Source organism: Mesorhizobium tamadayense, from assembly GCF_003863365.1.
GTDB classification, from domain to species: Bacteria; Pseudomonadota; Alphaproteobacteria; order Rhizobiales; family Rhizobiaceae; genus Mesorhizobium; species Mesorhizobium tamadayense.
The window spans coordinates 296,741-310,495 of the sequence record NZ_RQXT01000001.1 but is presented as its reverse complement, the minus strand read 5'-3'; the positions used below and the strand labels follow the sequence as shown (position 1 = coordinate 310,495).

The 13,755-nt window shown below is 64.8% G+C and carries 12 protein-coding genes; 5 read left to right on the top strand and 7 right to left on the bottom strand.

Features of this window, described 5'->3' with window-relative positions:
- Window positions 1-3 precede the first annotated feature (3 nt).
- The 5 genes from ehuD to ehuR form a co-directional block, all read right to left on the bottom strand.
- On the bottom strand, window positions 4-663 hold the full coding sequence (ehuD, locus tag EH240_RS01570; protein ID WP_124995653.1) for an ectoine/hydroxyectoine ABC transporter permease subunit EhuD: 660 nt from the start codon (window positions 661-663) through the stop codon (window positions 4-6).
- Window positions 663-1,322: an ectoine/hydroxyectoine ABC transporter permease subunit EhuC gene (gene ehuC, locus EH240_RS01565; RefSeq protein ID WP_124995652.1), complete on the bottom strand. Its 660-nt coding sequence runs from the start codon at window positions 1,320-1,322 to the stop codon at window positions 663-665. The genes ehuD and ehuC overlap by 1 nt, the downstream gene beginning before the upstream one ends.
- Before the next feature lie 218 nt (window positions 1,323-1,540).
- Window positions 1,541-2,392 (bottom strand): ectoine/hydroxyectoine ABC transporter substrate-binding protein EhuB, encoded by an 852-nt coding sequence (ehuB, locus tag EH240_RS01560; protein WP_124995651.1) that lies wholly within the window; start codon window positions 2,390-2,392, stop codon window positions 1,541-1,543.
- A gap of 156 nt (window positions 2,393-2,548) precedes the next feature.
- Window positions 2,549-3,334: an ectoine/hydroxyectoine ABC transporter ATP-binding protein EhuA gene (ehuA, locus tag EH240_RS01555; protein ID WP_124995650.1), complete on the bottom strand. Its 786-nt coding sequence runs from the start codon at window positions 3,332-3,334 to the stop codon at window positions 2,549-2,551.
- A gap of 136 nt (window positions 3,335-3,470) precedes the next feature.
- Entirely contained in the window at window positions 3,471-4,856 is a 1,386-nt protein-coding gene (gene ehuR, locus EH240_RS01550) for a MocR-like ectoine utilization transcription factor EhuR (protein ID WP_124995649.1), read from the bottom strand.
- An 84-nt stretch (window positions 4,857-4,940) separates the two neighbouring features.
- On the opposite strand from ehuR, the gene EH240_RS01545 reads away from it, so the two are divergent.
- The 4 genes from EH240_RS01545 (at window position 4,941) to EH240_RS01530 (ending at window position 9,856) form a co-directional block, all read left to right on the top strand.
- Window positions 4,941-5,432: an Lrp/AsnC family transcriptional regulator gene (locus EH240_RS01545; protein ID WP_124995648.1), complete on the top strand. Its 492-nt coding sequence runs from the start codon at window positions 4,941-4,943 to the stop codon at window positions 5,430-5,432.
- 414 nt (window positions 5,433-5,846) lie between these two features.
- Window positions 5,847-7,340: an NAD-dependent succinate-semialdehyde dehydrogenase gene (locus EH240_RS01540; protein WP_124995647.1), complete on the top strand. Its 1,494-nt coding sequence runs from the start codon at window positions 5,847-5,849 to the stop codon at window positions 7,338-7,340.
- A 30-nt stretch (window positions 7,341-7,370) separates the two neighbouring features.
- Window positions 7,371-8,750 carry an aspartate aminotransferase family protein gene (locus EH240_RS01535; protein ID WP_124995646.1) on the top strand — a complete coding sequence of 460 codons (1,380 nt, stop codon included), beginning with the start codon at window positions 7,371-7,373 and terminating at the stop codon, window positions 8,748-8,750.
- Between the two features lie 8 nt (window positions 8,751-8,758).
- Window positions 8,759-9,856, top strand: coding sequence for an alcohol dehydrogenase family protein (locus tag EH240_RS01530; protein WP_124995645.1), 1,098 nt, complete (start codon window positions 8,759-8,761; stop codon window positions 9,854-9,856).
- 11 nt (window positions 9,857-9,867) lie between these two features.
- Here EH240_RS01530 and EH240_RS01525 read toward each other — a convergent pair whose 3' ends face one another.
- Window positions 9,868-10,698: a GNAT family N-acetyltransferase gene (locus EH240_RS01525; protein ID WP_124995644.1), complete on the bottom strand. Its 831-nt coding sequence runs from the start codon at window positions 10,696-10,698 to the stop codon at window positions 9,868-9,870.
- Between the two features lie 337 nt (window positions 10,699-11,035).
- Between EH240_RS01525 and EH240_RS01520 the strand changes: the two genes are divergently transcribed.
- The gene (locus EH240_RS01520) at window positions 11,036-11,902 is read left to right on the top strand and encodes a hypothetical protein (protein WP_124995643.1); all 867 of its coding nucleotides are present in this window, start codon (window positions 11,036-11,038) and stop codon (window positions 11,900-11,902) included.
- Between the two features lie 158 nt (window positions 11,903-12,060).
- On the opposite strand, the gene amaB is transcribed toward EH240_RS01520, so the two are convergent.
- Window positions 12,061-13,575, bottom strand: coding sequence for an L-piperidine-6-carboxylate dehydrogenase (gene amaB, locus EH240_RS01515; RefSeq protein ID WP_124995642.1), 1,515 nt, complete (start codon window positions 13,573-13,575; stop codon window positions 12,061-12,063).
- Window positions 13,576-13,755 lie beyond the last annotated feature (180 nt).

Here is a 13,755-nt window from a genome sequence, read left to right as displayed (position 1 = left end):
CTTTCATCTCTCGATCCTGCCGTAGCGGTGCTCCAGCCAGCGCAAGAGTACGACGGAGCAGAGGCTGATGACGAGGAAGAAGGCGCCGACCAGCGTCATCGGCTCGATGTAGCGGTAATAGGTGTTGGCGACGCTCTTGGCCTGGTTCATCAGCTCCAGCACGGTGATCGCAGAAAGCAGCGGCGTTTCCTTGAACATGGCGATCAAGTAGTTGGCCAAGGCCGGGATCATCGGCGGGATCGCCTGCGGCAGGATGATATACGTCCAGCTATTGTAGCCGCTCAGATTGCAGGCCTTGGCCGCCTCCCACTGGCCGCGCGGCACATTGTCGATGCCGGCGCGATAGACCTCGGCCGTATAGGTGCCGTAGTGCAGGCCAAGCCCGATGACACCCGCCACCAGCGGCGGCAACAGGATACCGAAATCGGGCAGCACGTAGAAGATGAAGTAGAGCTGCACCAAAAGCGGCGTGCCGCGGATGAACTCGGCGAACCAGCCGACGCTGCGCGACACGGCCCGGTTCGGCGAACGCCGCGCCAGCGCTATCGCCAGGCCGACGATCGCCGCCAGGACCGAGCCGAGCACCGTCGCCAGGATCGTGATCTTCACGCCCTGGATCAGTGTCGGCATGATCTCGCGGACAAAGTTCCAATCCCACTCCATCAGACACGCACTCCATCGAGGCCGCGCGCCATGCGGCGCTCCAGCGAGCGGATGCCCCAGGAGATGATCAGCGCGAGCCCGAAATAGATGACGAGCACGGAAACGAAGGGCATCAGCGTGCTGCCGGTCTGCGAGCGCACCACCTGCGCCTGGAAGGTGAGATCGGCGAGCGAGATCAGCGACACGACCGACGTCGCCTTGAGCAGCTCGATGGCGTTGTTGCCGAAGGTCGGCAGCATGACCAGCAGCGCCTGCGGCAGGATGACGTGGCGCATGCCTTGCCAGCGGCCGAGGTTGAGCGCCGTGCAGGCCTCGTATTGCTCGCGGCCGATCGACAGGATGGCGCCGCGCACCACTTCCGCCGCATAGGCGCCGACATTGAGGCCGAGCGCCAGCACGCCGGCCTGCAGCGGCGTCAGAGACAGGCCGGCGAAAGGCAGCACGAAATAGGCCCAGAACAGCTGAACGAAGATCGAGGTGCCGCGGAAGAACTCGATATAGGTCGTGGCGAGCGCCCGGATGACGAAGAAGCGCGACACGCGGCCAATGCCGGCGAGGAAGGCCATGATCAGCGCGAGCACCGATCCCATCAGCGTCAGCTCGATGGTGACAAGCGCTCCCTGCAATATCAGGCCGAGATAGCCGGACCACTGGGTCATTGAATCAGAAGTTCCTACGTTTGGTTTTGGCTCCTTCTCCCCGTTCACGGGGAGAAGATGCCGGTCCACCCTCCGTAGCTGCAGCGCAGCTGCTGCGAAGGACGGGCAGGCAGCGCGAACTTACGAAGGTATGGCGCTCGAAGGTATGGCGCTGCCCCTCATCCGTCACTTCGTGACACGTTCTCCCCGTAGAACGGGGAGAACGAAGATGTCGCGCCCTACTTCGCCGCGCAGAGCTTCTCGCGCGTCGTCGACATCGCCGCCTTGGCCGAGAAGCCATAGGGCTCGATGATCTTGGCGAACTCGCCGGACTTCTTCATCTTGGCGAGCTCGACATCATAAGCATCGCGCAGCGCCTCGTCGCCCTTCTTGAAGGCGGCGCCGTCGCAATAGACGGGCGCGCCCTGCACCGGGGCGATCACTTCGAGGTTCGGGTCGTTGGCCTTCTTGATGAGGTCGTTGATCGAGAGCACCGGCAGCGAATAGGCGTCGATGCGGCCGTCCTGCACCATCTTCAGGCCGCTCTGGCCGTCCGGCACGACGATGACGCGGTCGCGCGGCACGCCGGCGGTGAGAGCCAGCTTCTCCTCGGTGCCGCCGCCCGGCGCGCCGACGGTGGCGGAGGCGTCCTTGGCGATGTCCTCATAGCTCTTGAAGCCTTTCGGATTGCCCTTCTTCACCAGCATCGCCTCGGCATCGCACAGCACCGGCTCGGAGTAGGCGACCGCCGCGCAGCGCTCCGGCTTCATGAACAGGCCGGCGGTGACGACGTCGAAGCGGCCGGCCTGCAGGCCGGGGATCATGGCGCCATATTCGGAGATGGAGGCGACGATGTCGTTGACGCCGAGGCGCTTGAAGATCTCGCGCGCCACGTCCGGCGCCGCGCCCGAGACCTTGCCGTCGGCGGCCACCGCCGTGTAGGGCGGCTCGTTGGCAATGGCGACGCGGGCGAAGCCCTGCGCCTTGAGCTCTTCCAGCTTTGCGTCGTCGGCCGAACGCGCGCCGGAGGCGAGCAGCATTGCGCTTACTCCGAGACCGGCAACGCCAGCCAGGATGCCAAGTTTCTTCATCGTTCCCAACTCCTTAGTTTCTCTTCTTGGTTTGCTCTGTTCAGGCGGCTCTCGCCGCCTCTTGAGGGACGACTTCATCGCCCTCGGGACGACTCTGTCGGCCATGAGGACGACTCTGTCGCCCCTGGGACGACTTTATCGCCCGTTGCATTGCGGTCAGACGCGATGTCCGGCCGCGATGATCTTCTTCAGGAAGCCCTGCGTTCGCTCCTGCTTGGGATGGCGGAAAATCTCATCGGGCTTGCCTTCCTCGACGATCCTGCCGCGGTCGAAGAACAGCACGCGGTCGGCGAAGTCGTGGGCGAAACCCATCTCGTGGGTGACGAGCAGCATCGTCATGTCGGTCTCGGCGGCGAGCTTGCGCATGACGTTGAGCACCTCCTCGACCAGCTCGGGGTCGAGCGCCGAGGTCACCTCGTCGAACAGCATGATCTTGGGTGACAGCGCCAGCGCCCGGGCGATCGCCACGCGCTGCTTCTGGCCGCCCGAGAGCTGCGCCGGCATCGCCTTGGCCTTGTCGGCCAGCCCCACCATGTCGAGCAGTTCCATCGCCCGCTTCTCGGCAGCAGGGCGCGCGACCCCCTTGGTCAGCATCGGCGCCAGCGTCACGTTGTCCATGACGCATTTGTGCGGGAACAAATTGAAGAGCTGGAAGACCATGCCGATCTTCTGGCGCATCTTGGCGAGGTGGCGCTCGTCGGCCGGCAGCAGCCGGCCGTTGCGCTCCATGTGGTAGAGCTGCTCGCCGTCGATCTGGATATGGCCGCCGTCGATCTTCTCCAGCGTCATCAGGATGCGCAGGATCGTCGTCTTGCCGGACCCGGACGGGCCGATCAGCGCCAACTTCTCGCCCGGCATGACCTGCATCGACAGACCGTCCAGCACCTTGAAGGTGCCGAAGCTCTTCGAAATGGCGTCGACCTTGATGATGGGTGCGGGCAATCCATTTCCCCGTTTTGGAGAAGCCTATGCCCTTAACGATGCGAAACGCGCTAAATCATGTCAATTAGGAAAATAATATCATGACAATATTTCGAGCGTAGCACAATTTCAGGGCAATTTGCGCTCCGCTTGCGCATCATATGGCGAGCAGAAGATGCTCTGGATCGCCAAGCAGGAGCTTGGCGACAACGCTCAAGCCCGCGCGCAGTTCCCCCTCGGTGGTCGATCCGAGCGAGATGCGCACGGCCGGATGCCAGGGCGTGTCGGCAATGCGGAAAGAAGTGCCCGGCGCGATCGCCACGCCGCGCAGGCGCGCCTGCGCGACAAAGCTCTCCTCGGCGCGGTCGCCCGGCAGTTCAAGCCACAGATGCAGACCGTCGCGATGGACGCGGTAGTCGACGCCCGCGAGCACCTCCGCGGCGATCTCCTGCCGGCGTCTCAGCGCGCCGCGCTGCCAGTTGACCAGCTCCATCGCCGTGCCGTCGTTCACCCAGCGCGTCGCGATCTCCGCCACCATCGGCGTCGCCATCCAGTTCGAGACGAGATGGCGGTTGGCGACGGCCGCGACGTAGCGGTCGGGCACCGCAAGATAGCCGATGCGCAGCCCTGGCACGACGATCTTGGTGAATGAGGTGACGTAAAGCGTCCGCTCGGGCGCGAAGGCGGCGACCGCCGGCGGCCGGCCTTCGACCAGAGGCCCAAGCACATCGTTCTCGATGATGGCAATGTCATGCTTGCGCGCCACCGCCGCGATCTGCTCGCGCCGGCCGGCGTCCATCAAGGTCGCCGTCGGGTTGATCACCGAAGGTTGGACGAAGACCGCGCGGATGTCGGAAAGCCGGCAGGCTTCGTCCAACGCTTCCGGGATCAGCCCGTTGTCATCGATCGGCAGGCCCTCGAGATTGAAGCCGAGATAGCGGGCAAGCGGCACCAGCGTGTGGTGGCCGATCGCCTCGGTGGCGACGGTCGAGCCGGGCGGCGCCACACTCATCAGCGCCACCGTCATGCCGGCGGTGGCGCCATTGGTGAGGCTGACGTTCTGCGGCGAGGCTTCGAGGCCGCAGAGCTTCAGCCACTCGACGGCTACCGCGCGATGACGCGGGAACACCATGTTCGGCCGGAACGACAGCGCCGAGCTCGACGGCAGATTCTCGGCCAGCCAGCCCAGCGCCTGCTTCAGCTTCTCCAGATGCATCGGCTCGCAGACCGGCTTCAGGATGGAGAGGTCGATGACCTCGCCCAGCCGTTCCGGAAGGTAGGGCGGCTCCGGCTCGCGGCGCTGCGTCTGTACGAAGCTGCCGCGCCCGACCTCGCCGGAGATCAGACCGCGGCGGATCAGCTCCTCATAGGCGCGGCTGACGGTCTGCACGGAAAGCTTCAGGTCCTCCGCAAGACGGCGATGCGTCGGCAGCCGCGCGCCGTTGGCGAGCCGCCCGTCATGGATCGCGCGCGCGAACTGGTCGGCCAGCGAAAGATAGGCCGGCCGGCGGATGAGCGCAGGATCTGGTTGCCATAATGTCATGACTTATTAGAGATCGAAATCAGTGCAATTGACAATCGAAATAATGCATCGTCATGGTGTCCCGGACAGAAAACGGGAGCCGGCATGGCGGCAGCGAAACTCGACCCGATCGACCTCAAGATCCTGGACGCCATCCAGCGCGACGGGCGCATCACCAAGCTGGCGCTGGCCGAGAAGGTCGGCCTGTCGCCGACGCCTTGCTGGATGCGGCTGCGCAAGCTGGAGAAGGCCGGCATCGTTTCCGGCTACCATGCCGCGATCGCCATGCGCGCGATCGCGCCGGTGGCGACCGTGCTGATGGAGGTGACTTTGGCCAGCCACCGCCAGGCCGACTTCGACCGTTTCGAACGGGTCATCCGCGACATCCCCGAGATCGTCGCCTGCTGGTCGGTGGGCGGCGGCGTCGACTATGTGTTGAAGGTCATGGCGCGCGACATCGACGCCTATCAGCGGCTGGTCGACGCCTTGCTCGAACGCGAGATCGGCATCGACCGTTACTTCACCTACATCGTCACCAAGACGGTGAAGGAGGAGACAGTGTTGCCGGTCGCCGATCTGCTGCCGGGGCAATCGTGACGGACCTTTAAGATCGCTTACCCGGGAGATTGAGCCGAACCGACCGTCACTTCGTCATCCTGGGGCGGAGCAAGGAGCGAAGCGACGCGGCGCAGACCCCAGGATCCATGCCGTGACGTTAAGGCGTTGCAACGGTGCAGAATTCTGCTCCGCTGCGCTTCGGCCATAGGTTACGGCATTGGATCCTTGGGTCTCCGCGACGGAGCTACGCTCCTGCTTCGCCCAAGGATGACGAAGTTGAGGGACTCGGCCAATGTTCACGGTTCGGTAGCACCGCCGGCCGGCAAGCCAGAGAGATCATCTGGACCCGCGGGCCAATAGAGACAATCTCTCTACAAGCGGCTCCCGAAACAGCCTCTCTGTCTCGGTTGCGCGACTAATCTCTCCACATCGCCTTGGCACCGGAGACAATCGATGTCCGCGCATTTTGCCCGCACGAACCACCACGACGCGCTCGACCGCCTCACTGACCGCCGCCTGCTGCGCGCGCTCGCCTATGTCGACGGCCATTGGACCGCAAGCGAGTCGGCGGAAAGTTTTGAAGTCACCGATCCGGCGACCGGTGCCACCGTCGCCTTCGTCGCCGCGCTCGATGCCGGGCAGACGACGCAAGCGATCAGTGCTGCCTCCCGTGCCTTCCCGGCCTGGCGCGCTGTGCTGCCGCAGGAGCGCTCCAGGATCTTACGAAAATGGTTCGATCTGATCATCGCCGCCAAGGACGATCTGGCGCTGCTGATGACGCTGGAACAGGGCAAGCCGGTGAAGGAATCGCTCGGCGAGATCGACTACGCCGCCTCCTTTGTCGAGTGGTATGCCGAGGAAGCAAAACGCCTCAACGCCGAAAGCGTCACCAGCCATCTGCCGAATGCCGAGATGACGGTGCGCCGCGAGCCGCTTGGCGTCGTCGGCGTCGTAACCCCGTGGAATTTTCCGTCGGCCATGCTCACCCGCAAGGCCGCCGCCGCCCTTGCCGCCGGCTGCACCGTCGTCGCACATCCCTCCTCTGAAACGCCGCTGTCGGCGCTGGCGCTGGCCGAGCTTGGCGAGCGCGCCGGGCTGCCGGCGGGCGTCTTCAACATTGTAACCGGCGATGCGCGGACGATTGTCGGCGCGATGTGCGCTGATGCCCGGGTGCGCGCCATGAGCTTCACCGGCTCGACCGAGGTCGGCCGACTGATCGCCGCGCAGAGCGCGCCGACGATGAAGCGGCTGGTGATGGAGCTCGGCGGCCATGCACCGCTGATCGTCTTTGACGATGCCGATATCGACAAGGCGGTGACGATCGCGCTCGACGCCAAGTTCGCCACCTCCGGCCAGGATTGCCTCGCCGCCAACCGCATCCATGTGCAGCGGCCGATCTATGACCGGTTCTGCGCCGCCTTCGCCCGCAGCATCGAGGCGCTGCGGACCGGCAACGGGCTTTCCGATGAAACCGATATCGGGCCGCTGATGCACGAACGGGCGGTCAAGAAGGTGGAGGAGCAGGTGGCCGACGCGCTCGTACGCGGCGCGCGTTGCCTCACCGGCGGCAACCGCCACGCGGCCGGGCCGCTGTTCTATCAGCCGACGCTGCTGATCGACGTGCAGGACGATGCGCTGATCATGCATGAGGAAACGTTTGGTCCCGTCGCTGCCGTGACGCCATTCGACGACGAGGCAGAAATTGTCGCCCGCGCCAACGCCACCGAATATGGCCTTGTCGCCTATGTCGTGACCGAGAACGGTGCTCGCCAGCAGCGCATGGGCCGCGCGCTGGACTATGGCATGGTCGCGATTAACCGGGTGAAGATCACCGGCGCGCCGATCCCGTTCGGCGGCGTCAAGCAGTCCGGCATCGGCCGCGAAGGCTCGCGCCACGGCCTCGAAGCTTTTACCGACCTAAAGTACCTTTGCCTGGATGTTGCGTAGGCCATCCCGGAATTTTCAAGGAGTTAAAAAATGCTCGAACAGTCTAACGAACTTTCCGCCTGGGATCGCGACCACTTCTTCCACCCCTCGACGCATATGGGAACGCATGCGCGCGGCGAATCCCCGGCGCGCATCATGGCCGGCGGCGAAGGCGTCACCGTCTGGGACAACACCGGCAAGAAGAGCATCGATGCCTTTGCCGGCCTCTATTGCGTCAATGTCGGCTATGGCCGCCAGAAGATCGCCGACGCCATCGCCGACCAGGCGAAGAACCTCGCCTATTACCACGCCTATGTCGGGCACGGCACCGAGGCCGCGATCACGCTCGCCAAGATGATCATCGATCGCGCGCCGAAGGGCATGTCGAGGGTCTATTTCGGCCTTTCCGGTTCCGACGCCAACGAGACCAACATCAAGCTGATCTGGTACTACAACAACGTTCTCGGCCGGCCTGAGAAGAAGAAGATCATCTCGCGCTGGCGCGGCTATCACGGCTCCGGCGTCATGACGGGATCACTGACCGGGCTCGAGTTGTTCCACAACGCGTTCGACCTGCCGCGCGCGCCGATCCTGCACACCGAGGCGCCCTACTATTTCCGCCGCGCTGACCGCTCGATGACCGAGGAGCAGTTCTCGCAATATTGCGCCGACAAGCTCGAGGAGATGATCCTCGCCGAGGGTCCGGACACCGTCGCGGCCTTCATCGGCGAGCCGATCCTCGGCACCGGCGGCATCGTGCCGCCGCCGGCCGGTTATTGGCAGAAGATCCAGGCGGTGCTGAACAAATACGACGTGCTGCTTGTCGCCGACGAGGTGGTGACCGGCTTCGGCCGGCTAGGCACCATGTTCGGCTCCGACCATTACGGCATCAAGCCGGACCTGATCACCATCGCCAAGGGCCTGACCTCGGCCTATGCGCCGCTCTCCGGCGTCATCGTCGCCGACAAGGTCTGGCAGGTGCTGGTCAAGGGCTCCGACAAGCTGGGCTCCCTCGGCCACGGCTGGACCTATTCGGCGCATCCGATCTGCGTTGCCGCTGGTGTGGCCAATCTCGAATTGATCGACGAGATGGACCTAGTAAGGAACGCCGGCGAGACCGGCGCCTATTTCCGCGCCGAGCTTGCCAAGGCCGTCGGCGGCCATAGGCATGTCGGCGACGTGCGCGGCGACGGCATGCTGGCTGCGATCGAATTCGTCAAGGATCGCGACGATCGTGTCTTCTTCGATCCCTCGCTGAAGGTCGGTCCACAGATCGCCACGGCACTTGGCGAGCGCGGCGTCATCGGCCGTGCCATGCCGCAGGGCGACATCCTCGGCTTCGCGCCGCCGCTCTGCCTGACGCGCGAGGAGGCCGACACCGTGGTGGCGAAGACGGCGGACGCGATAAAGAGCGTGTTTGCCAGCATCTGAGAAGTGACATGAATGCAATGATCCCAACCGTCCCGGCAACAATGGCCGCCGTGCAGCTCATCGGCCATGGCGGCATGGAGAAGCTCGTCTACCGCACCGACGTGAAAGTGCCCTCGCCGGCCGCCGGCGAGGTGCTGGTCAAGGTCAGCGCCTGCGGCATGAACAACACCGATGTGTGGGTGCGCCAGGGCGCCTACGGCACGGAGGAGGACGCGGCCGCCGTCTCGACCTGGCGCCGGCAGGGCAACACGCTGACCTTCCCGCGCATCCAGGGCACTGACACTGTGGGCATCATCGTTGCCGTCGGCGACGGGGTGCCTGCCAGCCGCATCGGCGAACGGGTGATGGTCGACTTCTCCATCTATAACCGCGACGACGATTCGCTCGCCGACATCGACTATATGGGCCACGGCCGCGACGGCGGATACGCCGAATACCAGGTCCTGCCGGCCGAGAACGCGCATGTCGTCGATACCGACCTCAGCGATGTCGAGCTCGCCACCTTCTGCTGCGCCTATCTCACCGGCGAGCAGATGCTGGAGCGCGCGGGCTTGAAGGCCGGCGAGCGGGTGCTGGTCACAGGCGCCTCCGGCGGCGTCGGCTCCGGCATCGTGCAGCTGGCGCGGGCCCGCGGCGCCATTCCCTACGCCGTCGTCGGCAAGGGCAAGGAGCAGGCGGTGCTCGACATCGGCGCCGAGAAGGTCATCACGCGCGGCGTGGCCGATCTGCCGGCCGCCGTCAACGAAGCGACCGCCGGCAAGCCCATCGACGTGGTCGCCGACCTTATCGGCGGCGCGATATTCAACGACCTGCTGCGCATCCTGCGGCCCGAAGGCCGCTACACCACGGCGGGCGCGATTGCCGGTCCGGTGGTGCAGTTGGACCTCCGCACCATGTATCTCAAACAGCTTCAGCTCCATGGCTCGAGCCAAGGCACGCGGGCGGATTTCCGCCGCATCGTCCGCTACATCGAAGAGAAGAAGATCCGCCCGCTGGTCGGCGGCGTCTACAAGCTGTCGGACTTCCACCGCGCCCAGACCGATTTCATGGCCAAGGACTTCGTCGGCAAACTGGTGGTGATGCCGGACGCCGTGGCGGACAGCTGAGACGGCCAGGATCAACCCAGCTCCAGCGTCGTGATGCCGAAAACCTTCGACGGGGCATTGCCGGGCTTGCCGCCCTTGTACATGCGCGTCGTCGTGAAGCCCGGAGCCATGCCGGCAGCCTGAAGCATTGCGGCGAAGCCGACCTGGGTGGCCGGCACATCGATATGCAGCGCTTCGCCCGCCCTGTCCGCCAGCGTCGCCACCAGCGCCAAGGCTATGTCCATCTCGTCCGCGAACAGCGGCCCGACCTTGAATCCCTCCCGGCATCGGCGCGCCACGCCATAGCCGGCAATGCCGGCCGAACCGGCGGACATGAGTGCAATCCGGGGCGCCTGCAGCCATTCCCGCAGGAAGGCCTCGCGCGGCGCCGGGAAGCACTGGCGATCATAAGCCAGGATCTCGGCAAGGCTGGCGTCCGTCACGGGCAGCATGTCGCTGCCCTCGGTCAGCCTGGCGGGACGACCGCTGAAGCGGACGGTCTCGTAGGCAGGCACGAACCACTTGCGCTGATAGTTGGCCCGCTGCTCGGCCACCCCGTCGAGCCCGATGATGCGATCGCTGAGCCGTTCCATGCCGGCGTCCCAGACCGCCTTGCCATGGCCTTCGCCACGCCGGTCGGGCCGGCAGATATAGAGGCCGATGAAGCCGAAACCCGCGCCATAGGCGACGGCCGAAATGCCGGCCACCATCTCGCCGCCGACGAAGGCGCCGATGAACCCGTCCGGATCGGCCGCCCGCAACGCGGCGGCATCGCCGATGCCCGGATTCCAGCCCTCCGCCGCCGCCCAGTCGACGAGCGTTTCCACCTCGCTGGCGGTCAGCGCCCGGACGGTTCTCGGCATTGTTTCACTCGGCTGCGGCCTGATGCGACGATTTCAAGCCGCAACGATAGGTCGCCGCCGGCAGGTTGCAAAGACCACATCTGGACGTCGCCGACCTGGCCACGCCACGAAAGTCGAGCGCCGATGCTCCTCAGCCGCTTCGCGAAGTGGCCGCCCGGTGAACGCGAAACCCGTCGAGCCGATTGATATCGGGACGGGTTTTCCGAACCGATGCAAGGGGTTAGCAAGGAATGCGCTGAGCAATCGTCCGTTGTTCGAAAGAGCAACTGGACACAACCGGCGAAGGCTATAAATCTTCATTTGCCGTTGCTTGGTTTGGATGGGAGTGCCGCAGGAAATGCCGCTGAGTGCCGAAGAGATCGCCAGTCATCCGGCAACTCTCCGCGGTGTCCAGGAGCAGTCGCGCGCGCTGATCCATATCTACGAAACCAGTCCGCGCCTTGCCGCAGTCTTTGCCACCCAGCAGCGCTGGCTGCTCGGTCACGTCGGGCTCGCTTTGCATTTCAGGCACGACCCCAATGACCGCCGCACCGAAATGACGGTGGCGCGTTTCATCGAGGTCGTGCGCCGCAATTCAGTCGCCAGCCGCAACACCGCCGAGGCGTTTGTCAAGGAAATGCTGCACTACAACGTCGCCGAGTATCTTTCGACGAGCGGCGATGGCCGTGCTCACCCCTTGCGGGTGACCGCGGCCACCATCGAGACCTTCACCGGCTGGATCCATGCCCATTTGAGAACGCTCGATCGCATCGACGGCGGAAGCCGGCTGGCAACTTTCCTCGAGCGGCCCGATATGCTGGCAAAGCTGCAGCCGTTGATCTGCGACGGGCTGCTCGCGTCCGTTCCGGTGCGCGAACCCCAGCAAACCTTCTCGTTGTTTATCTGGCTGAACAACGGCGGCATCGTCATGGACTGGCTGATGTCGGGCATCGATCCGGAAGACGCCAACCTCGAGAAGATTCCGACCAGCGTCATTTCAATCGGCGAATTCGCGCATTGGCTGAAGCTCTCGCGCACGCATCTGGCGCGCAAGCTCCACGACGCCGAGGTGCTTGGCAGCATCGGCTGGGTCGGCCAGCGCGGCCATTCCGTCATGTGGGTCTCGCGGCAGTTCTTCGAGGAATACATGGCCGTTCAGGCAGCCAAGCTCGCTATCGTCGACGCAGCCTTCGCGACGTGTTTTTCCACGGCCAGCGAAAGCTGAGCGCCACACCGACAGCATCCCGGGCCTAGAGCGGTTCACCGTTTCATGGAAGCGCCGAACCGCTCTATCTCTTTGTTTTGACGCAATTCCGGACGGAAAACCGTTTCACACTTTTCCTGGAATTGCTCTAACCGGACCCGTTACAGCCCGCGTCATCCTCAATCGATGTCGAAAGACACACCCTGCGCCAGCGGCAGCGCTTTGGAGAAGTTCACCGTGTTGGTCGCCCGGCGCATATAGGCCTTCCAGGCGTCCGAGCCGCTCTCGCGGCCGCCGCCGGTCTCCTTCTCGCCGCCGAACGCGCCGCCGATCTCGGCGCCGGAGGTGCCGATATTGACGTTGGCGATGCCGCAGTCCGAACCATCGACGCCGAGGAAGCGCTCAGATTCTTGCAGGTCACGCGTGAAGATCGACGACGACAGGCCGGCGCCGACCGCATTGTGCAGCTCGAGCGCTTCATCGAAATCGGCATATTTCATCACGTAGAGGATGGGCGCGAAGGTCTCTTCCGTCACCGGGGAAACTTGGGCAGGCATCTCGACCAGGGCCGGATGCACGTAGTAGGCATCCGGATGGCCGTTCTCGACCCGCGTGCCGCCGGTGACCTTGCCGCCATGCGCCTCTGCTTCCTTCAACGCCTTCTGCATATTGTCGAAGGCGGCCTTGTCGATCAGCGGACCGACCAGGGCGCTGGTCTCCAGCGGATTGCCGACCGAAACGCTCTGATAGGCTTTCTTCAGCCGCGGCAGCAGCGCGTCGTAGACGCTTTCATGCACGAACAGGCGTCGCAGCGTCGTGCAGCGCTGCCCGGCCGTGCCCATGGCACCGAAGGCGATCGCCCGCAGCGCCATGTTGAGATCGGCGCTCGGGCAGACGATGCCGGCATTGTTGCCGCCGAGCTCCAGCACCGCGCGGGCGAAGCGCTTGGCGAGCCGCGGGCCGACGTCGCGGCCCATGCGGGTCGAGCCCGTGGCCGAAACCAGCGGCACCTTTGGATGGTCGACCAGCACCTCGCCGACGGCGCGGTCGCCGATCAGCACCTGGAGCAGGCCTTCCGGCGCATCGGCGCCAAAACGCATGGCGGCGCGCTTGAAGATGGCCTCGCAGGCAAGCGCGGTCAGCGGCGTCTTTTCCGAAGGTTTCCACACCACGGCGTCGCCGCAGACAAAGGCGAGCGCCGCGTTCCACGACCACACCGCAACCGGAAAGTTGAAAGCCGAGATCACACCGACGACGCCGAGCGGGTGCCAGGTCTCCATCATGCGGTGTCCGGGACGTTCGGTGGCGATGGTCAGGCCGTAGAGCTGGCGGGAAAGACCGACGGCGAAATCGCAGATGTCGATCATCTCCTGCACTTCGCCGAGGCCCTCGGACGGGATCTTGCCGACCTCGATCGACACCAGACGGCCGAGCTCCGCCTTATGCGCGCGCAATTCCTCGCCAAGCAGGCGCACCAGCTCGCCGCGCTTCGGTCCCGGCACCAGCCGCCATGCCTGGAACGCCTTGTACGCGGCATCGATGGCGTCGCCGGCATCGGCCGCCGAGATCGACTTCAGCGCCGCGATCTGTTCGCCCGTCACCGGGCTGCGCACGATGAGGTCGCCGCCGGAAAGCGCATCCTTGGCCACGCCGAGTTTCTCCAGAAGTGAGGCCGTTTCCTTCGCTATCGTCATTTTTTTGTCCCTTTCAGATCCCGCCGTTGATATGGCGCGGGCCGAAGCCCTGCACTATAGCTGGCCGTGCCCTCCGGCACGTCCAGGCGCTTTTTCATGGCGTGGCATTACTCGCTTCAGGGAAAAACCGCCACCCCGGCATGGTCCAAGCCCGGTCCGCAAAATTGGGCCAGTCCGCCG

Coding starts and splice junctions, on each gene's coding strand:
- ehuD (WP_124995653.1), bottom strand. CDS start 663: ATGGAGTGGGATTGGAACTTTGTCCGCGAGATCATGCCGACACTGATC.
- ehuC (WP_124995652.1), bottom strand. CDS start 1,322: ATGACCCAGTGGTCCGGCTATCTCGGCCTGATATTGCAGGGAGCGCTT.
- ehuB (WP_124995651.1), bottom strand. CDS start 2,392: ATGAAGAAACTTGGCATCCTGGCTGGCGTTGCCGGTCTCGGAGTAAGC.
- ehuR (WP_124995649.1), bottom strand. CDS start 4,856: ATGACATTATGGCAACCAGATCCTGCGCTCATCCGCCGGCCGGCCTAT.
- EH240_RS01545 (WP_124995648.1), top strand. CDS start 4,941: ATGGCGGCAGCGAAACTCGACCCGATCGACCTCAAGATCCTGGACGCC.
- EH240_RS01540 (WP_124995647.1), top strand. CDS start 5,847: ATGTCCGCGCATTTTGCCCGCACGAACCACCACGACGCGCTCGACCGC.
- EH240_RS01535 (WP_124995646.1), top strand. CDS start 7,371: ATGCTCGAACAGTCTAACGAACTTTCCGCCTGGGATCGCGACCACTTC.
- EH240_RS01530 (WP_124995645.1), top strand. CDS start 8,759: ATGAATGCAATGATCCCAACCGTCCCGGCAACAATGGCCGCCGTGCAG.
- EH240_RS01525 (WP_124995644.1), bottom strand. CDS start 10,698: ATGCCGAGAACCGTCCGGGCGCTGACCGCCAGCGAGGTGGAAACGCTC.
- EH240_RS01520 (WP_124995643.1), top strand. CDS start 11,036: ATGCCGCTGAGTGCCGAAGAGATCGCCAGTCATCCGGCAACTCTCCGC.
- amaB (WP_124995642.1), bottom strand. CDS start 13,575: ATGACGATAGCGAAGGAAACGGCCTCACTTCTGGAGAAACTCGGCGTG.